Genomic DNA, 20565 nt, shown 5'->3' on the forward strand with positions numbered 1-20565 from the left:
ACGCCGGTGTATTCGTCGGCGGTGTTCAACTTCATCCCCAAGACGGCGATGGACTTCTACCACGCGGTGGCGAGCGACGACCAGGCCACGCAGCACCGCCTGCTGCGCGACTTCTTCATGCCGTACCTGGAGCTGCGCAACCGCGTGCAGGGCTACGCGGTGAGCATCGTGAAGGCGGGCGCGAAGATCGTGGGCCACGACGCGGGCCCGGTGCGCGCACCGCTCACCGACCTCAAGGCCGATGAGGTCGAGGCGCTCAAGGCACTGATCGACAAGCTCGGCCCGCAGTGAGCTTTCGCGCCGCCGGCGCGCCATCCCCATAAGAAAACCCCGGAGACAAGCACCATGCCCTTGAAGAACTTCCGCCGCGCGATCGGCGCCGCGCTTTCCCTGTCTGCCGTGCTCTGCGCGGTGCCCCTCGCGGCCCAGGCGCAGGGCGCCTGGCCCGACAAGCCGGTCACCATCATCGTGCCGTTCCCGGCGGGCGGCTCCACCGACATGGTGGCGCGCGCCATGGCCCAGCACATGGGGGACAAGCTGGGTCAGAACTTCGTCGTGGACAACCGCCCCGGCGCCACCGGCACCATCGGCGCGGGCTTCGTGAAGCGCGCCGCGCCCGATGGCTACACGCTGCTGGTCTCGTCGCTGGGCGCCTTCGTGGTCACGCCGCACCTGCAGAAGAACGTGCCCTACGACGCCACCAGGGATTTCGACTACATCACCGTGCCCGTGCAGGCGCCCAACGTGCTCGTGGCCAACGTGGCGCAGAAGGCCCGCACGCTGCCCGAGGTGATCGCGCTGCTCAAGGCGCAGCCCGGCAAGGTGAGCTTCGCGAGTTCGGGCAACGGCTCCTCCGACCACTTGGCCGCCGAGGTGTTCTGGCAGCAGACGGGCACGCAGGGCCTGCACATTCCCTACAAGGGCGGCGCGCCGGCCGTCAATGACCTGCTGGGCAACCAGGTGGACTTTTCGTTCCAGAACGTGAATGCCGTGCTGCCGCACATCCGCGCGGGCAAGCTGCACGCGATTGCGGTGACGGGCAGCAAGCGCTCGCCCGTGCTGCCCGACGTGCCCACGCTGGCCGAAACCGGCGTGGCGGGCGCCGAGGTCTATTCCTGGCAGGGCATGGCCGCGCCCAAGGGCCTGCCCGCCGCCGTGAAGGACAAGCTCGCGGCCGCCGCCATCGCATCGATGAAGGACCCCGCCGTGCGCAAGCGCATGGAGGAGCAGGGCCTGGAGATCGTGGCGAGCACGCCGGCCGAGTTCACGGCCTTCCAGGCGCGCGAATGGGCCCGCTGGAAGCAGCTCATCGAGGCGCGCAAGATCACTGCAGATTGACCATGCACAACTCCCTGTGGCGCTTCGCGCCTTCCCCCTTCTCCTTCGGGAAGGGGGACGCCGCCGGTGGCCCGGCAAAGCCGGTTCCACGGCGTCCGCTGGCGTGGCCCACTCCGCGGCCATCGGACGGGTGAGGGTGCGCCGGTTTCAATCAATGGACTCCTGACATCGCACCGCGCTGCCTACGGCACGGCCCAGTCCCTACTTTTCTTTTCTTTCACCATGATCTCTTCAGACAACCTCCAGGCCCCCGGCGCAACGCCCGTCATCACCGAGCTGCGCGTCGTGCCGGTCGCGGGCCACGACAGCATGCTGCTGAACCTGAGCGGCGCGCACGGGCCGTTCTTCACGCGCAACCTGCTGATCCTGCGCGACAGCGCGGGCCGCACCGGGGTGGGCGAGGTGCCCGGCGGCGAGAAGATCCGCCAGACGCTCGAAGACGCGCGCGCGCTGATCGTGGGGCAGGGCGTGGGCAACCACCGTGCGGTGCTGAACGCCATGCGCACGCGCTTCGCCGACCGCGACAGCGGCGGGCGCGGGCAGCAGACCTTCGACCTGCGCGTGACCATCCATGCGCTCACCGCCGTGGAATCGTGCTTCCTCGACCTGCTGGGCCAGCACCTGGGCGTGCCCGTGGCCGCGCTGCTGGGCGACGGGCAGCAGCGCGCCGCCGTGCAGGTGCTGGGCTACCTTTTCTACGTGGGCGACCGCCGCAAGACCGACCTGGCCTACCGCGACGAATCCGGTGCGCAGGACGACTGGTTCCGCCTGCGCAACGAAGAAGCGCTGACGCCCGAGGCCATCGTGCGCCTGGCCGAGGCCACGCACGCACGCTACGGTTTCGTCGACTTCAAGCTCAAGGGCGGCGTGCTGCGCGGCGAGGACGAGGTGCTGGCGATCCGCGCGCTGCACGAGCGCTTCCCGCAGGCGCGCGTCACGCTCGACCCCAACGGCGGCTGGTTGCTGAAGGACGCCGTGCGCCTCACGCGCGACCTGCACGGCGTGATGGCCTATGCCGAAGACCCGTGCGGCGCCGAAGGCGTCTATTCGGGCCGCGAGGTGATGGCCGAGTTCCGCCGCGCCACGGGCCTGCCCACGGCCACGAACATGGTCGCCACCGACTGGCGCGAGATGCCGCACAGCCTGTCGCTGCAGTCGGTGGACATCCCGCTGGCCGACCCGCATTTCTGGACCATGGCCGGTTCCGTGCGCGTGGCCCAGGTGTGCGAGGCGTTCGGCCTCACGTGGGGGTCGCACTCCAACAACCACTTCGACGTGTCGCTCGCCATGTTCACCCACGTGGCGGCCGCCGCACCCGGCAAGGTCACGGCCATCGACACCCACTGGATCTGGCAGGACGGCCAGCACCTCACGCGCGCGCCCTACCGCATCGAAGGCGGCCAGATCCAGGTGCCGCAGCGCCCCGGCCTGGGCCTGGAGCTGGACATGGACGCGGTCGAAGCCGCGCACCGCCTCTACCTGCAGCACGGGCTGGGCGCGCGCGACGACGCCACCGCCATGCAGTACCTCGTGCCCGGCTGGCGGTTCGACAACAAGCGGCCCTGCATGGTGCGCTGACGGGCGACAGGAACGCCCAGCATTGAGGTCCGCACGGGGCCGCCCTCCGGCAACGGGGGGCGGCCCCGTTGCTTTCCAGAGCGCCGTGTGATGCCTGCGCCGTACCGGTTGGAGTTTGCTCATTTATTAATAGCAAACTATTCAATGTTTACGGCGGCATGAGCGCAAAATGAAGGCCAATTCTCTTCTGGGAAGCCCGTAGCGTGCCGATGCCTGCGGGTGGCATGCGGCAGATGACTGAATATCTATTCATCCACCTATTCTTACCGCCATTCAAATGCATTCCGATGCACTGCGCCTCGCGCTGCGGCAAGGGCTCCAAGCCGCGCAGATGCTGGCCGGGCGCCTGGGCGTGAGTCAGCCGACCATCTCCCGGGCGTTCGCCGTGCTGGGCGACAAAGTGCTGCGGCTGGGGGCGGGCCGATCTATTCAATACGTCCTGATCGGCAACACCGATATGCACACCGGCAACCTGTCGTTCATTTCGGAGCACGGCCGCCCGTATGCGCTGGCACCGGCCTACGACATGACCCCGATGGCGTTCGCGCCGCGCAGCGGGGGTGGGCTGCCCGCCGCGGTGCCCCATCCGGTGATCCAGCCCGACGTGCCCTCCCGCATCTGGCACGGGGCGGTCCCGCTGGCCCGTGGCTACCTGGCTGCACTGCGCGGTGCATCCGGTTTCAGCGACCGGTTCGCCGCCTGCGTGGACGCGCTGGAAGCCCACATGGACACGGCCGCCGCGCGCATCGCGCGGCTGGCATGAAGCGGCCCGCACCGCCCTTTCCGGGGCCGCGGCCCACGCGCCGGGTTCTGCCGGCCGCTCAGGCCTCCACCAGCGCCCGGTAGGCCCGCCGTGTCTCGGGCGATACCGAATCCACCAGTTGTTCGTGCGGCGTGCGGTGGCGCGCCAGCATGCGGGCGGAGGCGATCGCCTTGGATTTGCAGAACCAGTGGCAGGTGTGCTGCATGAGCAGCAGTTCCGCCGTGAGCGTGTAGGCCTTGTCGCGTGCCGACAGGCCCGATTCGTTGCGCACGCCGCGGGCGATCCCCTGGGCGTGGACGGCCAGGGCCTGGCGCAGATCGAACGAGGCCCCCGGGAAGAGCTGCAGCGCGAACGGCAGCGCCACGGGCAGGCGGCTCACGCGCGCGCGCTGCGGCTCGACTTTCGAGAAGTCGGCCGAGAAGCGCTGGAACTGCTCGGCGAGCTGCTGCTCGGTGGTGATCAGCAACTGCCAGATCTGCTCGCGCCGCGCCTCGTCCTTTTCGCCGAGTGCGCGCAGGTAGCCTTCCAGGAGGTTCTCCATGAGCTTTTCGATCTGGTAGTTGGAGAGGTGGCGGCCCAGCAGGGCGATGCGGCGTCGCTGCTCGCGCGCATTCAGCGCATACAGGCCGGCGGCGATCAGGGCCGCCAGAATCAAGGTGTCCATTCGGTGGGCGTCGGAAAGATGAAGGAAGGAATGTGGGAGGCGCAGTGCGCGGTGCGTTCAGTCGCCGGGCGGCGCGGGCCAGGGCGGCAGCGGGCCGCGGATCTGCTCGAACGCCTGCGCTGCGCGCAGCACGCCGAGGTCGTCGAAGCGCGGCCCCGCGATCTGCAGCCCGATGGGCAGTCCGCCGGCCGTGTGGCCGCAGGGCACGGAGGCGGCGGGCTGCTCCGACATGTTGAAGGGCACGGTGAATGCGATGTGCTCCAGCGGCTTCAGCGGGTCGTTGGTGGGCGAGGCCCATTCGGCCGTGAAGGCCGGCATGGGCGCCACGGGCGAGAGCACGTAGTCGAACGGCGCGCAGGCGCGCACGGTGGCCACGCGCGTGGCGTGGAACTGCTGGCTCGCGTGGAACACCTCCGTGCCCGTCAGCCCTTCGGCGCTTTCGGCCCAGGCGCGGATGTAGGGCAGCACGCGCTCGCGGCGTTCGGCCGGCAGGGCGCGCAGATCGACCAGGGAGCGCATGCGCCAGAAATGGTCCATGCCGTCCAGCATTGCGCGCGTGAAGAAAGGCTCCATCGGCAGCACGACGGCGCCGGCCGCCTCCATGCGCCGTGCGGCGCGCTCCACGGCCTCGCGGACTTCGGCCTCCACGGGCAGGCCGCAGCCGGCATCCAGCAGCAGCCCCAGCCGCTTGCCACGGAAGAAATCCGGCCCCGCGGCGAAGGTGTCCCAGGCGATCGCCTGCGGCGGCAGCGCCATGCTGTCGCGCGCATCGGCGCCGCTCAGCACGGCCATCATCAGCGCGGCATCGGCCACGGTGCGGGTCATGGGGCCGGCCGCGCGGCCGGTGTAGGGCGGGTCGATGGGGATGCGCCCCAGGCTGGGCTTGAGGCTGAAGATTCCGCACCACGACGCCGGCAGGCGCAGGGAGCCGCCGATGTCGGTGCCCACGTGCAGCGGGCCGTAGCCCGCCGCGGCCGCCGCGCCGCCGCCCGCGCTGGAGCCGCCCGGGCCCCTGGACAGGTCCCACGGGTTGCGCGCCAGCGGGTGGAAGGACGAGAGGCCGGACGACAGCATGCCGTAGTCGGGCATGGTGGTCTTGGCGACGAACACCGCGCCCGCCTCGCGCAGCCGCGCGGCCGGGGGCGCATCGGCGGGGGCCGGGGCCCGTTCGGTGGCGGCCGTGCCGAGCGGCGTCGGGTCGCCCCCGGTGGCGATGTTCTCCTTGACCGTGGCGGGCACGCCGTCGAGCGGGCCCTGGGGCGTACCGCGCAGCCAGCGGGCCTCGCTCGCGCGCGCCTGGGCGAGCGCCGCCTCGGGCCGCAGCAGGTAAGTGGCGTGCAGGTGCGGCTCCCAGCGCGCGATGTGGTCCAGCACGGACTGCACGGCTTCCACGGGCGAGACGGAGCGCGCGCGGTAGGCCGCGAGCAGCGCGTGCGCGGGCCAGTCGTGCAGCGGCGTGCCGGGGCGCTGGGCGGCTTCGTTCGTCATGCCCACGACAGCGCCGAGAGATCGTTCACGAAGATGGGCATGTCCTTCCAGAGCCCGCGCAGGCTCTTGTTGGCCACGGTGGCCCACTGGGCCTGGTAGAGGAACGCGTGCACGCAGTCCTCGGCCAGCAGCCGCTGTGCCTCGCCCAGCAGCCGCGCGCGGTCGGCCGGGGCGCCCGCGTTCTTGACCTGCTCGAACAGCGCGTTGAACTGCGGCGACTGGTAGCCCCAGTAGTAGTCGGGCTTGGCGAAGTTGGCGAGGTCGAACGGCTCCACGTGCGAGATCAGCGTGAGGTCGTAGTTCTTGTTCGTGTAGGTGCCGCTCAGCCACTGCGCCCACTCCACGTTCTGCAGCTTGAGCGCGATGCCCACCTTGGCGAGCTGCGCCGCGATGACCTCGCCGCCCTGGCGCGCGTAGGGCGTGGGTGGCAGCGTCACGGAGAGCTCGAGCGGCGTCTTCACGCCGGCCTCGGCCAGCAGGCGCCGGGCCTTCTCGGGGTCGTAGGGGTTGATGCCCGTGGAGTCCACGTAGCCGAAGGCGCCCGGCACGTAGTGGCTGCCGATGGGCACGCCCAGCCCGTCGGCACCGCCCTGGATCACCGCCTTGCGGTCGATGGCCGCCGCGATGGCGCGGCGCACGCGCACGTCCTGCAGCGGCTTGCGCTGGTTGTTGATGGCCAGGATGGTCTTGGCGCGCGAGCCGCTCACGATCACCTGGAAGCGCGGATTGGCCTTGAACTGCGGCACGCTGCGCGGCGCCACGCGCGGGAACGCATCCACGTCGCCCGCCATCAGCGCGGCGACCTGCGCGGCCGGGTCGGAGATGAAGCGGAACACCGCGCGGCGGATCTTCGCCAGCCCCGGCGTGCGGTAGCCCTCCCAGGCCGTGAGGGTGACCGATGCGCCCTTGCTCCAGGCCGAGAACCGGTAGGGCCCCGTTCCCACGGGCTGGGTGGCGTTGGTCTCGGCGCTGGCGGGCTCGACGATGGCCGATGTGGCCTGTCCGAGCACGAAGAGCAGGTCCGGGTCGATCTCCTTGTTGAGGACCACCACGGTGTGCTCGTCCACCACCTGCGTCGTGAGGTTGGCGAAGGTGCGCTTGTCCTTGTTGGTGCTTTTCTCGCCGGCCGCGCGGTCGAAGGAGAACTTCACGGCCGCGGCATTGAACGGCGCGCCGTTGTGGAACTTCACGCCCTGGCGCAGCTTGAAGGTGTAGGTCTTGAGGTCGGGCGAAACCTCCCAGCGCTCGGCCAGCAGCGGCGAGGTGCTGCCGTCGGCGTTGATCTTGGTCAGCGTCTCGAACACGTTGTAGAGCGTGATCTCCCCGATGGCCGAGGCCGCCCCCGCCGTGGGGTCCAGCCCCGGCGGCTCCAGCGTCATCGCCAGCACGATGCCGTCCTTGCGGCCCTGGGCGGCTGCGGGCAGCGATGCGGCCAGCGGCACGGCAGCGGCGGCGGCGAGGAGGGAACGGCGGTCGATGGGCATGGCGGAAGTCTCCGGGCAGGCGGACAGGGTTCGTGGGGATCGCCGGGCGGGCGGCCGGGCGCCGGCAGTGGCGGCCGATGCAAAAAGGGGGCCCGGCGTGCCCCCACGCATGCGCGGAGGGGGTGTGTGTTTGTACACCACGCACGCCGCGGCCGGTATGGGCGCGTGCCCGGCCCGCACGGGCATGCGGCGGCGCGTCAGCAGAAGGCTTCGCGCTGCTCCCGCAGCGCGGGCCGGTCGATGCTGGCGCGCAGCAGATCCAGGTCGCCCGCGCACACGCCGTGCCTGGCGAAATGCGCCTCCCACCCGTCCACGGCGCGCGCCACCTGCCGCACCAGTTCGGTGGCGCGTGGCCGGCGGATGCCGAATTCGCTCAGCTCGGTGAGCGCGTTGTCCAGGCTCGATTCCGCGCCGGCCGTGCCCACGGCGAGCGCCTGGTAGCCGAGGTTCTGCAGCGTGGGCACCACGTCGTAGGCGGGCGTGAGGTCGTAATAGCCGTCGAACCCCAGGCGCAGGCTGTGGTTGCGCTCGTGGTCGTCGGTGTTGTCCATGAGGATGTTGAACACCATGCGCTTGAACAGCTCCTCGCGCTGGGCGGCCTGCCGGTCGGGATGGCCCAGGCGCAGCAGCACCGTGGCCAAGGCGCCGTAGCGCTCGTCCAGGCCCGCGGCGCGCAGGGCCGTGCGCGCCGAGAGGCAGTGCAGGCGGTAGGGCCCCTGGCGGTCGAAGCGCTGGATGGTCAGCGCGTGCCGCGCACGGCCGTGGCGCCCGGGCAGCGGCAGCACGCCGGTCGCCGCCACGCCGATGCCGGCACGGGCGGCGAGCGCCATCGTGGCGTGCTCGACCAGCGGCGTGTCCACCGCGTCGTCCAGCTCGCTGAACTTGACCACGCACGGCCCTGCATCGGTGTGCAGCAGCGCCTTGGGCCGTGCACCGCCCAGCGTCACGCCGGGCTGCAGCAGGCGCTGCATGGCCGCGGTGACGGGCGCCTGGACCTGCATGTCGTCGATGGCGGCGCTGAGCTGCCCCAGGTCGCGCAGCTGCGGGTAGGGCCCGAGCACGCGCGGAAGGTACTGCTGCGCCGACACCGAAACGCCCAGCGCGCCGAAGCGGTCGTCGCCCGCGAACAGCAGCATCTCCAGCACCGACAGGCGCGCGGGGCGGTCGATGTGGCGGACGATGCGTTCGCCCCAGCGGTCGGGCCGGGCGTCGTCGATGGCACCCGGTGCGCTGCCTTTCTCGCCGGCCGTGAACGTCTGGCCCGCCAGGATCGGCAGGTCTTCGCTGAGCGGGAAATGCCACCACGGCGCGCCGTAGGCGAAGGTGGCGCAGTCCGGCACGAGCTGCGAGAGCCGCAGCGTGCCCACGGGCACGGGCCGGGCAGGGTTCACCAGCGCCCAGAGGTGCAGCTCGTCCTGCGGGGCGTAGGTGCGCGGGTCCACGCCGGGTCCGGGTGTCATGCCGCGGGCGGCTCCGCAGGGTGCAGCAGGGCCGCCAGGCCCGCGGCGTTGTCGCTGGCCGGCGAGAGGGCCGGGGCAGCGGACGGGGGCGGGCGGGGCGCCGCCACGGCGGCCCGCGGAGCGGGCTTCCAGCGGGCGCGCACTTCGGTCACTTCGCGCTCCAGCGCCGCATGGTCATGCACCGGCGCGATCAGGTCGGCAAGCCCTTCGGCCTGGTTGATGAGCCACAGGCACATCACATACGAGGCCATGGCCACGGACGGGTCGCCGCGCTCGATGCGCGCCATCGTGGGCTGGGACACCCCGAGCTTTTTCGCCCACTGCGCCTGCGACTCGCCCCGGCGCTTGCGTGCGATGGCGATGTGCTGGCCGAGCTGCCCGATCTGCCGCAGCACGGCCTGGGGGTAGTCGGCTGGAGAAGTGTTTTGGCGAGGCATCCATAGATGTTAGTGAAACGCTTGGTTTTTGCAAATCTATGAATCGATGGGTGCCGTGCTGGAAGCGTGATTCATAGATGGATCAATTCGAACGAAATGAAGATATCTATGAATGCCGTGCAGGCAGAGGCCGCACGGGCCTGGCCCGACTCCGTGCCCAGGATCAGCGCCGCCCCGGCCTCGGCACCGCGCGCGGCACGGCCGCCACCAGCTCCTGCGTGTAGGGGTGCGCGGGCGAGCGGAACAGCGCATCGGGCGTGCCGCGCTCCACGATCCGGCCGGCCTGCATCACCACCACTTCGTCGCACAGGTGCCGCACCACGGCCAGGTCGTGGCTGATCAGCAGGTAGGTGATTCCGGCCCGCGCCTGCAGGTCGCAGAGCAGGTTCAGCACCTGGGCCTGCACCGAGACGTCGAGCGCGCTCACGGGCTCGTCGGCCACCACCAGGGCGGGGCGCGTGACGATGGCGCGGGCGATGGCGATGCGCTGGCGCTGGCCGCCGGAGAACTCGTGCGGGTACTTGGCGGCATCGCCCGGCCGCAGGCCCACCTGGGCCAGCACCTGCGCGACGCGCTCGCGTTGCTGGGCGCGCGGCAACCCTTCCAGTGCGGCCACGGGCTCGGCCACGATGCGCTCCACGGTCATGCGCGGGTCCAGCGAGCCATAGGGGTCCTGGAACACCATCTGCAGGTCGCGCCGCGCGGCGCGCAGCGCCGCCGGGCCCAGCGCGTGCAGATCGCGCCCGCGCAGGCGCACCTGGCCGGCCGTGGGCGTGTCGAGCGCCATCACCAGCCGCGCCAGCGTGGACTTGCCCGAGCCCGATTCGCCCACCACACCCAGGCTGCGGCCCGCCGCCAGCGTGAAGCCCACCCCGTCCAGCGCGCGCAGCCGCGGCGCCGGCGACAGCAGGCGCTCGCGCGGCAGCGCGTAGTCGCGCACCAGCCCCTCGACCTCCAGCAGGGGTGCATCGTCTGAAGGTTTTTGGCCTGATGCCGCTGTATCCATTGAATAGTTTGCTATTGTTTTTATAGTGACTGCCGTGTCACAGGCCGGCGTGCCCCGGTGCGGCGGCAGCGGCAGCAGCCGCCACGGCCTCCAGCCGGATGCAGCGCGCGCGGTGCGCGGGGCCCACGCCGACCGGCTCCGGCAGCGCCGCGCCGCAGTCGGGCACGGTGAATGCGCAGCGCCCCGCGAACGGGCAGCCCGGCGGCAGATCGGCGATTTCCGGCACGGTGCCTGCGATGGTGGGCAGCGGCGGGCGCGGCGCTCCGGCCACGGCGGGTTCGCCGTCGTCCACCCACTGCGGCCGGGCCGCGAACAGCCCGCGCGTATAGGGGTGCGCGCGGTGCGCGAACACTTCGCCCGTAGGGCCGCTCTCCACCACGCTGCCGCCGTACATCACCAGCATGCGGTCCACGTTCTGCGCGATCACGCCCAGGTCGTGCGAGATCAGCACCAGCGCCATGCCGCGCTCGGCCACCAGCCCGGCGATCAGCTCCAGGATCTGGCGCTGCACCGTCACGTCGAGCGCCGTGGTGGGCTCGTCGGCGATCAGCACGTCGGGCCCGCAGGCCAGCGCCATCGCGATGGTGATGCGCTGGCGCTGCCCGCCCGAGAACTGGTGCGGGTAGGCATCGAAGCGCCGCGCCGCCTGCGCGATGCCCACGCGGTCGAGCAGCGCCACGGCCCGCGCGCGCGCCTCCGACCGCGGCAGCCCCAGGTGCCGGCGCAGCGGCTCGGCCACCTGCGCGCCGATGCTGTGCACGGGGTTGAGCGCCGTCATCGGCTCCTGGAAGACCATCGCGATGCGGCGCCCGCGCAGCCGGGCCAGGGCGTCGTCGGGCTGGCCCAGCAGCTCGGCGCCATCGAAGCGCACGCTGCCGCCGGCGCGCGCGCCCTCGGGCAGCAGGCCCATGAGCGCCATCGCCGTGAGCGACTTGCCGCAGCCCGATTCGCCCACCAGCCCGAGCGCCTCGCCGCGCGCCAGCGTGAACGACACCTCGCGCACCGCGCGCGCCATACCGCGCTGCGTCGGGAGGTCCACGGTCAGGCCGCGCACGTCGATCAGCGGAGCGTCGCCGCTGGCGCAGGAGGGGGGCAGGAGGGCGCTGTCCATGGCGTGGGAGTTCAGCGGCGCCGCGACAGGCGCGGATCGAGCAGGTCGCGCAGCCCGTCGCCCAGCAGGTTCAGCCCCAGCACGGCCAGGGCAATGGCCAGCCCCGGCCACACGGCCAGCAGCGGCGCCTGGAACATCAGCGTCTGCGCCTCGCTCAGCATGCGGCCCCACGAGGGCTGGGGCGGCTGCGTGCCCAGGCCCAGGTAGGACAGCGCGGCCTCGGCCAGGATCGCGAGCGCGAACTGGATCGTGGCCTGCACGATCAGCGCCGCCGCGATGTTGGGCAGCACGTGCTCCAGCGTGATGCGCCACGGGCCCCGGCCGCAGGCGCGGGCCGCCAGCACGTATTCGCGCGCCCACACGGCCTTGGCGGAGGCGCGGGTCACGCGGGCGAAGGTCGGGATGTTGAAGATCCCGATCGCGATGATCGAATTCACCACGCCCGCGCCCCACACGGCCGTGAGCATGATCGCCGACAGGATCGCGGGGAAGGCGAACGTGAAATCCGCCAGGCGCATGACGGCTTCCTCCACCCAGCCGCGGCGGGCCGCCGCCAGCAGCCCCAGCGCCGTGCCCACCGAGAGCCCGATGCCCACCGCGATCACGCCCACGAGGATCGAATTGCGCGCGCCCACCAGCAGCAGCGAGGCCACGTCGCGCCCGAAAGCATCCGTGCCCAGCCAGTGCGCCGCGCCGGGCGGGCGCAGCGCGGAATCCATGTCCATGTCGTAGGGCGAGCCCGGCGTCCACACGAACGACAGCAACGCCGCCAGCACCAGCAGCAGCGAGAGCCCGGCACCCAGCGCGAAGCTCGGGTGGCGCAGCGCGCGGCGCCATGCGCCGGAGGGGGCCGGGAGGCCTGCGGGAGGCGGCGTGAGTGGCATCAGAGGTCGCTCGCCTTCACGCGCGGATCGATGGCCGCATAGAGCAGGTCCACCGCGAAATTCACCACGATCACCATGGCCGCCAGCAGCATCACGCAGTTGCGCACCACGATCAGGTCGCGGTTCGCGATCGACTGGAAGATCAGCCGGCCCAGGCCCGGCAGGTAGAACACGTTCTCGACCACGATGGTGCCGGCCAGCAGGTTCGCGAACTGCAGCCCCATCACCGTGACCACCGGGATCATCGCGTTGCGCAGCACGTGGCCCCACAGCGCCGCGCGCTGCGTCAGCCCCTTGGCGCGCGCCGTGCGCACGAAATCCTCGCGCAGCACCTCCAGCACCGCCGAGCGCGTGATGCGCGCGAGGATCGCCGCCTGCACCACCGCCAGCGACACGGCCGGCAGCAGCAGGGCCTGCAGTGCCGCGAGCGGGCTGCCGCCCGACGCCTCGGTCCAGCCCGGGAAGCCGCCCGCCGAGAACCACTGCAGCTTCACCGAGAACAGCAGGATCAGCAGGATCGCGAACCAGAAGTTGGGAATGGCGATGCCGATCTGCGCGAGCCCCATCACGCCCACGTCGCCCCAGCGGCGGTGGTGCGAGGCGGCGTAGACACCCGCCAGCAACGCCAGCACCGTGGTGATCGCCATCGCCATCAGTGCGAGCGGCACGGTGAGGGCCAGCCGCTCCAGCACGAGATCGATGACGGGCGTGCCGTAGGCATGGCTTTCGCCGAGGTGGCCCGAGAGCAGCCCGCCGACCCAGTGCAGGTAGCGCACCGGCGCGGGCTGGTCCAGGCCCAGGCGCGCGGCCAGCGCGGCCACGGCCTCGGGCGAGGCGTCCGGGCCCATCATCACCTGCGCCGCGTTGCCCGGCAGGATCTCCAGCACGAGGAACACGACCACCGACGCTCCGGCGAGCGTGGCCGCGAGCGTGAGCAGGCGTTTGAGCAGGAACAATCCCATGGGGCTGCGGCAGGGGTGGCGGGCGATCGGTGGGGAGGTCGTCTTCCTGGGGCGGGGCTCTCTCCGGCCTGTGGGGCGGACGCGGGCCGAAGGGCGCAGCATAGCGGCAAACCCGGCGTGTGCCGCCGGCCGGTGGCGGCGCGCGCGGCCCCTGGACGGTCAGGGGGATGGGCGGCGGGGATAATCGCCCCCATGACGCCCGTTTTCCGCACCCCCGTCCCGCGCTGCCGTGCAGTGCCGGCGGCCGTGCCCCCCGCTGTCCGGAGGCATCCATGGCCCTGATGATCACCGACGAGTGCATCAACTGCGACGTGTGCGAGCCCGAGTGCCCCAACCACGCCATCTACCTCGGCGAAACCACCTACGAGATCGCTCCCGACAAGTGCACCGAATGCGTCGGCCACTTCGACGAGCCCCAGTGCGTGCAGATCTGCCCGGTGGCCTGCATCCCGGTCCATCCGCAGCACGTCGAAAGCCGCGAGACCCTGTGGCAGAAATACCAGCGCCTCACGGGCGCGCCGGTGCCCGAAATCACTTGAACGGCAATTGGGCATGTTTCCATGCCCATGCCGCCGGATCCATTGAATAGTTTGCTATTCTTTTGATAGCGAATTGCCGGCGGCTGCCGGGGCACCCGCTCCTTCGGGCCGGGGCGGTTTCGGGCGGGGCGGCTTGGTCGTGTGCACCAGCAGCGTCGCCTTGTCCATCTCGCCGGCCAGCATCGCGGGGTAGGCCTTGAGCGAATGCGCGATGCTGTCCTCGATCTGCGTCCGGTGGTCGGGCGAGGGCTTCTTCAGCACCCAGTGCGGCACCTCGGCCTTCACGCCCGGATGGCCTATGCCGATGCGCAGCCGCCAGTAGTCCGCCGAACCGAGCTGTGCGTGGATGTCGCGCAGCCCGTTGTGGCCCGCGTGGCTGCCGCCGCGCTTGAGCTTCACCTGGCCCGGGACGATGTCCAGCTCGTCGTGCGCCACGAGGATTTCCTCGGGCAGGATCTTGAAGAAGCGCGCCAGCGAGGCCACCGACTTGCCCGACAGGTTCATGAAGGTCTGCGGCTGCAGCAGCCACACGCTCTGGCCGTTCACGCTCGCCCGCGCCACGAAGCCGTGGTAGGCCCGCTCGGGCACCAGTTGCACCTTCAGTTCGCGGGCCAGCCCGTCGATCCACCAGAACCCCGCGTTGTGCCGCGTGGCGTCGTAATCCGGCCCGGGATTGCCCAGGCCCACAAACAGTTTGATCATGGTGCGCGCGATTATCGGAGGAGGGCGGTGCGACGGCCGCTGCACGGCGCCCCAAAAGCAACGGCCCACGCGCAGCGAAGCGGTGGGCCGTGGCAGCGATGCAGCCCCGGCAGAGGGGCCGCGATCGAACGGTCAGCGCAAGAAGATTACTTCTTGCCCTTCTTGGCGGGAGCGGCTGCAGGAGCTGCCGCGCCTTCGGCCGGAGCCTCGACTTCGGCTGCCGGCACCACCACGGACACCAGCACGGGGTTCTGCTGGCCACCGCGCACCACGGGCGACACGCCACGGGGCAGCTTGATGTCCTTCAGGTGCAGCGAGCGGCCCTTTTCGAGCTTGCTCAGGTCCACGTTGATGAACTCGGGCAGGTCCGACGGCATGCAGGTCACGTCCAGTTCGTTCGCGACAGGGTTGACCATGCACTTGTCGATCTTGACGGCCGGGGATTCTTCAGCGCCGGAGAAGTGCAGTGGCACCTTCATGTGCAGGCGGGTCTTCTCGTCCACGCGCTGGAAGTCGATGTGCAGCACGAGTTGCTTGAAGGGGTGGTATTGCACGTCGCGCAGCAGGACCTTGCTGCTCTGGCCGCCGAGTTCCATGTCCAGCACGCTGGAGTGGAACGCTTCCTTCTTGAGAGCGTGCCACAGTGCGTTGTGGTCGATCTCGATCAGTTGGGGTTCTGCGGAACCGCCATAGACGATGCCGGGCGTCTTGCCCGAATTGCGCAGACGGCGGCTCGCACCCGTACCTTGCTTGGCGCGCTCAAAAGCGACGAAGTTCATGTTTCTCTCCTGTAGGGGCCGGCCGCGACCAGCGGGCCCTCGTTTGAAAAAGACCCGCGCCATCGTGGCAGCGGGCCCATGGGTTCTCGAATGCACAAGCCTCCCGAAGGAGGCTTGTCATCTGCAGCGGCCGAGGGCCGTGCAGTCGGGGAAGAATCCCGTCAGTCCGAGAACAGGCTCATCACCGACTCGCCCTTGGCGATGCGCTGGATCGTCTCTCCGATCAGCGGCGCCACGGACAGTTGGCGAATCTTGGTGCAACCCCGCCCGGCATCGCTCAGGGGGATCGTGTTGGTCACCACCACCTCGTCGAGCGCGTCGCCCTGGGTGATGCGGTCGATGGCCGGGCCCGAGAAGATCGGGTGCGTGCAGTAGGCGTACACCTTCTTGGCACCGCGCTCCTTGAGCACTTCTGCAGCCTTCACGAGCGTGCCGGCCGTGTCGATCATGTCGTCCATGATTACGCAGTTGCGGCCTTCGATGTCGCCGATCACGTGCATCACTTCGGACACGTTGGCTTTAGGGCGGCGCTTGTCGATGATGGCGAGATCGCAGTTCAGCTGCTTGGCCAGGGCGCGCGCGCGCACCACGCCGCCGACGTCCGGCGACACCACGATCAGGTCTTCGTAATTCTTCTGGCGCAGGTCTCCGAGCAGCACCGGCGACGCGTAGATGTTGTCCACCGGAATGTCGAAGAAGCCCTGGATCTGATCTGCGTGCAGGTCCATCGTCAGCACGCGTGCAACGCCCACGGCCTGCAGCATGTTGGCCACCACCTTGGCCGAGATCGGAACGCGCGTGGAACGCGGGCGGCGGTCCTGGCGGGCATAGCCGAAATAGGGGATCACTGCACTGATGCGCTCGGCGGACGCGCGCTTGAGCGCATCGACCATGATCAGCAGTTCCATGAGGTTGTCGTTGGTCGGCGCGCAGGTGGACTGCACGACGAACACGTCGCGGGCACGGACGTTCTGCTTGATTTCGACGGTGACTTCGCCGTCGGAGAAGCGGCCCACATCGGCTGCACCCAGCGTGGTGCCGAGGTGCTGGGCGATTTCAGCTGCCATGCCAGGATTGGCATTGCCGGTGAAAACCATGAAGTCGGGGTGATTGGCTTGCATGAGAGACCCAGCAGTCTGAAAAGAAAAGCCCGTATGCGGAAAGTATTTGGCAGGGGAAGAAGGATTCGAACCTTCGCATGCCGGAATCAAAATCCGGTGCCTTAACCAGCTTGGCGACTCCCCTACACAGGTCAACTGCCTGATGGCAATCAACCGCAATCTCTATCTGCTGACCACCCAGCGAGTGGGTGAAGCCTCAGATTGTCACATATTTTTGCCCTCCATTTGGCGGGCAGATCGAATAAATCGATTTCATGTGACATTTGCGCAAACACTGCACTTCCCGAGCCGGTCATCCTGGCATTCAGCCCCTTGTTTGCCAGCCACTGAATGGCTTGGGAAACCTCGGGGCAGAGTGCTTCTGCGACCGGCTGCAGTACGTTTCTGCCAAATTGGTAGTGTGCTGCAGCAAAGCCTGAGATTGTAGCACTATCCAAATCGCGCTCCAGCGAAGAAGACGAAAAAATCGACTTCGTCTCCAATCCGGCTTCGGGTTTGAGCACGATGAAGCGGGCATCCGGAAGGGCGTTTTCCCGGGTGAGCGGCAGGATGGTCTCGCCGATTCCTTCCACCCAGGCGTTGTGTCCGCGCAGGAAGAACGGCACGTCGGCGCCGAGCGACAGTCCGATGCGTTCGAGTTCGTGCTGGCCCAGGCCCAGCGCCCACAGCCGGTTCAAGGCGATCAGCGTGGTCGCCGCATCCGACGACCCGCCTCCCATGCCGGCCTGCGCAGGAATGGACTTTTCCAGGGTGATGTGCACGCCTTGGTCGGTGCCGGTCGATTCCTGGAGGGCCCGAGCCGCGCGCGTGCACAGGTCATCGGCGGGCAGGGCCCAGTGCACATCGTCCCGGCTGATGCAGCCATTCGGGCGCAGTTCGAAATGCAGCGTGTCGCACCAGTCGATCAGCATGAATGCCGATTGCAGCAGGTGGTAGCCATCCGGGCGGCGGCCGGTGATGTGCAGGAAAAGGTTCAGCTTGGCCGGAGCAGGCAGGTCGTAAAGCGCGCGCATTCAACAAGAGGTCGGGTTTCGGCGATCGGTCCTTCAGCGGTCCAGTGCAATGCGCAGCGTCGCTTGCGGCAGGGGGCTTTGGCGGTGTGCGGTCAGTCTCCCATTGCCCACGCCCGTGAGATCGACCTCCCACCCCGGAACGTCCATGGGGTCGCCCTGCAGCCACGCGAAGAGGGCTGCGACGGGCAGCGGGCTGCCGGTGAGTTCCGTGACCAGGGCGTCCAGCGACGGCGATTCGCGGCGTTCGGTGCCCTTTTGCAGCACGGCACCCGAAGGTGACCATTCCAGCGTAGCCAGCACATTGCCCAGTGGATTGAGCAAGACGAGTTCTCCCTGCCTGGCCTGCCCGCTCAGTTCGAAACCGGCATTGACCGGTGGAGTGGAGGCATCGTCGACCTGCAAGGCCATGCGGCCGCTCCATTGCCGCGAATCCGACGCCGCCTCCATCTGGCCCGGACGGTTGGGGCGGCGCGCATTGGCGCAGCCCGCCAGGCCAGTCATTGCGCCCAGCACCGCAGCGCCCAGAAGCCCCCTGCGCAGTGAGTCCACGGAGCAACGCATCATGGGCTGACTTTCAGGCGCTTGAGCGTTTCCTGGAGCGTGGTGTTGTCCTTGTTCAATCGCAGGCCTTCCCGCCACACTTCGGTGGCCCGGGTGCGCTCACCCATGGACCAGAGCACCTCGCCGAGGTGTGCCGCGATCTCGGGATCGGGTTGCCGCTGGAAGGCATCGCCCAGCAGCCTGGCGGCTTCTGCACGGTTTCCCAGGCGGAATTCCACCCAGCCCAAGCTGTCGGTGATGAAGGGGTCCTTGGGTGCGAACTCCAGCGCCTTGGCGATCAACTGACGGGCTTCCTGCAGCCGAATGCCGCGCTCTGCCAGCGAGTAGCCGAGCGCGTTGTAGGCGTGGTGATAGTCCGGGCGCTTTTCGATGATCTGGCGCAGCAGCTTTTCCATGCCGTCCAGGTCGCCTGCCTTTTCTGCAAGCATGGCCTGGTCGTACACGAGGTCATAGTCATCGGGGGCCAACGCAACGGCCTTGGCCTGCACCTCGAAGGCTTGCCGGTACTGCTTTGCCTCGCGCAGCAACTGCACCTCGGCCACCAGCTTCAACCGTTCCTCCTGGGCGTTCTTGGCCGGCAGCCGCCGGATAAGTGCGATGGCCTCCGGCAGCTTGCCCTGGCGCGCCAGCAACGAAGCTCGCCGCGTCTGCGCACTCAGCAGCTCCGATGCGTTGTCGATCTTTCCGAGCCAGGATTCCGCCTCCGGATAGTTGCCGCGTTTTTCGGCAACCTGCGCTCGCAGAAGGTAAGCCTGCGTGATGGCCGCCTTGCGAGGATCGTTGGCCGGATAGGCCTGCACCAGGCGCTCGAATTGCTCCAGCGAGGCTTCTGCTTCCGAAAGGCGATCTGCTTGCAGGTGCAACGTGGCCTTGAGCAGCCACGCCTCGGCCATCTCGGGCGACTCCCGGGTAAGGGTGTCGAGCTGTACGCCCGCTTCCGTGTAGCGTTGAAGGCCCAGCAATACGCGGGCATAGGCCATCCGGATTTCCGGCCTGGGCGTACCTGCCAGGTAGCGGGCAACCAGGGGCTCTGCATTGGCCTCCCCCTCTTCGACCAGTTGCAGGGCAAGCAACGCGGAGGTGTCGAGGGAGGCATCCTGCGCCTGGGACTTGCGGGCAGCTTCCAGTGCGCCCTTGCGATCGCCTGCGGCGAGGCGCATGCGGCCCAGGGTGGCCCAGGCAATCGGACCGGCCGCAGGATTTTCCAACTGCTCCGCCAGAGCCTTCTCGACCACTGCGGCCGCAGCCGCCTTGTCCGTGGCGCGTCCGTAGAGTTGGGGGATGGCCTGCAGAGTCAGCAGCTTGTCCTTGGCGGGAGATTGGGCAAGCTCTTGCTTGAGCAGATCGGCAGTTTCTTCGATGCGGTTCAGTGCGATCAGGATCTGGAGCACATACCGGTTGGCTTCGCGGGACTGCGGCTGGGCTTCCTTCCATGCGCGTGCGGACGCCAGTGCGTATTCTCCGGAGCGAGATTGCAGCGCGATGTCTGTGGCACGCCGGTAAAGCTGCGAATCGCTGCTCCGGCGCGCCGCTTCAAGAATGAGCGAATAGCCCGTGCCGGGATCACCGCTGGCGGTACTGAGTTCGCCCACCAGAATCTCGTAGAACAGTTCAGCGTCCAGTGCGGCACGTGTTTCACTGTTCGGTATCACCTCGGCTTCCAGCTGGGGTGGGGACGCCTTGGCGGTGGGTGGAGGAGCGGCCGGTGCTGCATGAGAATGTGCGGCGGCGGCCCACAGTGCACACAGTAATGCGGCACCCCTAAGTCGATGTGATTGCTCCATCGAACCATAATAATCCATGGTTATCCGTATCGCCGAGGTGCATCGCCATGCCTGAGTTGCCAGAAGTGGAAGTTACGCGCCGCGGCGTGGCGGACGCCATGGCCGGAGCCGTGATCGAATCCGTGGCCTTGGGCAAGGCGCTTCGCTGGCCTCTTGGCCGTTCGCCAGAAACTCTGCATGGTTTGCGCATTCTTGCCGTGCGCCGCCGTGGGAAGTATCTGCTCGTGGATCTGGATCAGGGGATGCTGCTGATCCATCTCGGAATGTCCGGAAGCCTGCGCTTCGAGCACCAGGCGGAACCGCAGGGCGTGCACGACCATTTCATGCTGATGACCAGCAAGGGCACCCTCCGCCTCAGAGACCCGCGCCGGTTCGGCGCCGTGGTGTGGGCCGATTCGGAGGCCAGCCAGGCGGCGACGCGGTTGCTGGGTCGACTGGGGGTGGAACCCCTCGGCGAGGATTTCACCGTGGCTGGCCTCATCGCGGCGATGCAGTCCAGCCGCCTGCCGATCAAGCAATTTCTGCTGGGGGGGCGGGCGGTGGTCGGCGTTGGCAACATCTATGCCTCCGAGGCCCTGTTCCTCGCAGGCATCCGGCCGACGGTACGGGCTTCTTCCATTGGTCCCCAGAGAGCCCGGCGCCTGCATGAGGCCATCCGTTCCGTTTTGGCACGCGCCGTGGAGCGCGGCGGCAGCACCCTGCGGGACTTCGCCGGCGCAGACGGAAATGCCGGGCATTTTCAGCTGGAGGCGCACGTGTACGGGCGTGAGGGCCTGCCGTGCCGCTCCTGCGGAGCGCCGATAAGAAGCCTGCGGCAGGGCCAGCGCAGCACATACTATTGTCAACACTGCCAGAAGCCCTGATGTCCAGACACAATGGCTCGTGGGGTGC

General features: G+C 69.0%; 21 protein-coding genes and 1 tRNA gene. 6 read left to right on the forward strand and 16 right to left on the reverse strand.

Features of this window, described 5'->3' with window-relative positions:
• The 4 genes from BM144_RS21935 to BM144_RS21950 all read left to right on the forward strand — a co-directional run.
• A partial coding sequence (locus BM144_RS21935) for a dihydrodipicolinate synthase family protein (RefSeq protein WP_175525951.1) occupies nt 1–291 on the forward strand: 291 nt, incomplete at its 5' end.
• A 54-nt stretch (nt 292–345) separates the two neighbouring features.
• The gene (locus BM144_RS21940; RefSeq protein ID WP_175526106.1) at nt 346–1338 is read left to right on the forward strand and encodes a Bug family tripartite tricarboxylate transporter substrate binding protein; all 993 of its coding nucleotides are present in this window, start codon (nt 346–348) and stop codon (nt 1336–1338) included.
• A gap of 222 nt (nt 1339–1560) precedes the next feature.
• Entirely contained in the window at nt 1561–2916 is a 1356-nt protein-coding gene (gene gudD / locus BM144_RS21945) for a glucarate dehydratase (protein WP_092957702.1), read from the forward strand.
• Between the two features lie 277 nt (nt 2917–3193).
• On the forward strand, nt 3194–3679 hold the full coding sequence (locus tag BM144_RS21950) for a HipA domain-containing protein (protein ID WP_245783766.1): 486 nt from the start codon (nt 3194–3196) through the stop codon (nt 3677–3679).
• Nucleotides 3680–3737: 58 nt separating this feature from the next.
• Here BM144_RS21950 and BM144_RS21955 read toward each other — a convergent pair whose 3' ends face one another.
• From BM144_RS21955 to BM144_RS21995, 9 genes are all read right to left on the reverse strand, one after another.
• Entirely contained in the window at nt 3738–4343 is a 606-nt protein-coding gene (locus tag BM144_RS21955; protein WP_092957706.1) for a hypothetical protein, read from the reverse strand.
• 57 nt (nt 4344–4400) lie between these two features.
• On the reverse strand, nt 4401–5831 hold the full coding sequence (locus tag BM144_RS21960; protein WP_092957709.1) for an amidase: 1431 nt from the start codon (nt 5829–5831) through the stop codon (nt 4401–4403).
• Nucleotides 5828–7315 carry an ABC transporter substrate-binding protein gene (locus tag BM144_RS21965; protein ID WP_092957712.1) on the reverse strand — a complete coding sequence of 496 codons (1488 nt, stop codon included), beginning with the start codon at nt 7313–7315 and terminating at the stop codon, nt 5828–5830. Before BM144_RS21965 ends, BM144_RS21960 begins: the two co-directional genes overlap by 4 nt.
• 197 nt (nt 7316–7512) lie before the next feature.
• Nucleotides 7513–8775: a type II toxin-antitoxin system HipA family toxin gene (locus BM144_RS21970; protein WP_092957715.1), complete on the reverse strand. Its 1263-nt coding sequence runs from the start codon at nt 8773–8775 to the stop codon at nt 7513–7515.
• Nucleotides 8772–9212, reverse strand: a complete 441-nt coding sequence (locus BM144_RS21975) for a helix-turn-helix transcriptional regulator (RefSeq protein ID WP_092957718.1) — start codon at nt 9210–9212, stop codon at nt 8772–8774. The genes BM144_RS21970 and BM144_RS21975 overlap by 4 nt, the downstream gene beginning before the upstream one ends.
• Before the next feature lie 163 nt (nt 9213–9375).
• Nucleotides 9376–10218, reverse strand: coding sequence for an ATP-binding cassette domain-containing protein (locus BM144_RS21980; RefSeq protein ID WP_092957722.1), 843 nt, complete (start codon nt 10216–10218; stop codon nt 9376–9378).
• 37 nt (nt 10219–10255) lie between these two features.
• Nucleotides 10256–11329 carry an ABC transporter ATP-binding protein gene (locus tag BM144_RS21985; RefSeq protein WP_092957725.1) on the reverse strand — a complete coding sequence of 358 codons (1074 nt, stop codon included), beginning with the start codon at nt 11327–11329 and terminating at the stop codon, nt 10256–10258.
• Between the two features lie 11 nt (nt 11330–11340).
• On the reverse strand, nt 11341–12213 hold the full coding sequence (locus BM144_RS21990) for an ABC transporter permease (RefSeq protein ID WP_092957728.1): 873 nt from the start codon (nt 12211–12213) through the stop codon (nt 11341–11343).
• Nucleotides 12213–13175, reverse strand: a complete 963-nt coding sequence (locus tag BM144_RS21995; RefSeq protein WP_092957731.1) for an ABC transporter permease — start codon at nt 13173–13175, stop codon at nt 12213–12215. The genes BM144_RS21990 and BM144_RS21995 overlap by 1 nt, the downstream gene beginning before the upstream one ends.
• A 272-nt stretch (nt 13176–13447) precedes the next feature.
• Here BM144_RS21995 and BM144_RS22000 point away from each other — a divergent pair, with 272 nt between their 5' ends.
• Nucleotides 13448–13714 carry a YfhL family 4Fe-4S dicluster ferredoxin gene (locus tag BM144_RS22000; protein ID WP_092957734.1) on the forward strand — a complete coding sequence of 89 codons (267 nt, stop codon included), beginning with the start codon at nt 13448–13450 and terminating at the stop codon, nt 13712–13714.
• A gap of 54 nt (nt 13715–13768) precedes the next feature.
• Here BM144_RS22000 and pth read toward each other — a convergent pair whose 3' ends face one another.
• The 7 genes from pth to BM144_RS22035 form a co-directional block, all read right to left on the reverse strand.
• The gene (gene pth, locus BM144_RS22005; protein WP_092957737.1) at nt 13769–14416 is read right to left on the reverse strand and encodes an aminoacyl-tRNA hydrolase; all 648 of its coding nucleotides are present in this window, start codon (nt 14414–14416) and stop codon (nt 13769–13771) included.
• 146 nt (nt 14417–14562) lie between these two features.
• On the reverse strand, nt 14563–15195 hold the full coding sequence (locus BM144_RS22010) for a 50S ribosomal protein L25/general stress protein Ctc (protein WP_092957740.1): 633 nt from the start codon (nt 15193–15195) through the stop codon (nt 14563–14565).
• Between the two features lie 161 nt (nt 15196–15356).
• Nucleotides 15357–16316: a ribose-phosphate pyrophosphokinase gene (locus BM144_RS22015; protein ID WP_092957743.1), complete on the reverse strand. Its 960-nt coding sequence runs from the start codon at nt 16314–16316 to the stop codon at nt 15357–15359.
• A 47-nt stretch (nt 16317–16363) separates the two neighbouring features.
• Nucleotides 16364–16440 (reverse strand) — tRNA-Gln (locus BM144_RS22020).
• 25 nt (nt 16441–16465) lie between these two features.
• Nucleotides 16466–17329: a 4-(cytidine 5'-diphospho)-2-C-methyl-D-erythritol kinase gene (ispE, locus tag BM144_RS22025; protein WP_092957746.1), complete on the reverse strand. Its 864-nt coding sequence runs from the start codon at nt 17327–17329 to the stop codon at nt 16466–16468.
• Between the two features lie 33 nt (nt 17330–17362).
• Nucleotides 17363–17893: a lipoprotein insertase outer membrane protein LolB gene (locus tag BM144_RS22030; protein ID WP_092957749.1), complete on the reverse strand. Its 531-nt coding sequence runs from the start codon at nt 17891–17893 to the stop codon at nt 17363–17365.
• Nucleotides 17890–19692 carry a tetratricopeptide repeat protein gene (locus tag BM144_RS22035; RefSeq protein WP_092957752.1) on the reverse strand — a complete coding sequence of 601 codons (1803 nt, stop codon included), beginning with the start codon at nt 19690–19692 and terminating at the stop codon, nt 17890–17892. Before BM144_RS22035 ends, BM144_RS22030 begins: the two co-directional genes overlap by 4 nt.
• A gap of 29 nt (nt 19693–19721) precedes the next feature.
• On the opposite strand from BM144_RS22035, the gene mutM reads away from it, so the two are divergent.
• Nucleotides 19722–20537 (forward strand): bifunctional DNA-formamidopyrimidine glycosylase/DNA-(apurinic or apyrimidinic site) lyase, encoded by an 816-nt coding sequence (mutM, locus tag BM144_RS22040; protein WP_092957755.1) that lies wholly within the window; start codon nt 19722–19724, stop codon nt 20535–20537.
• Nucleotides 20538–20565: the final 28 nt, after the last annotated feature.

Origin of the sequence: Paracidovorax konjaci (assembly GCF_900112675.1) — a bacterium.
GTDB lineage: Bacteria > Pseudomonadota > Gammaproteobacteria > Burkholderiales > Burkholderiaceae_C > Paracidovorax > Paracidovorax konjaci.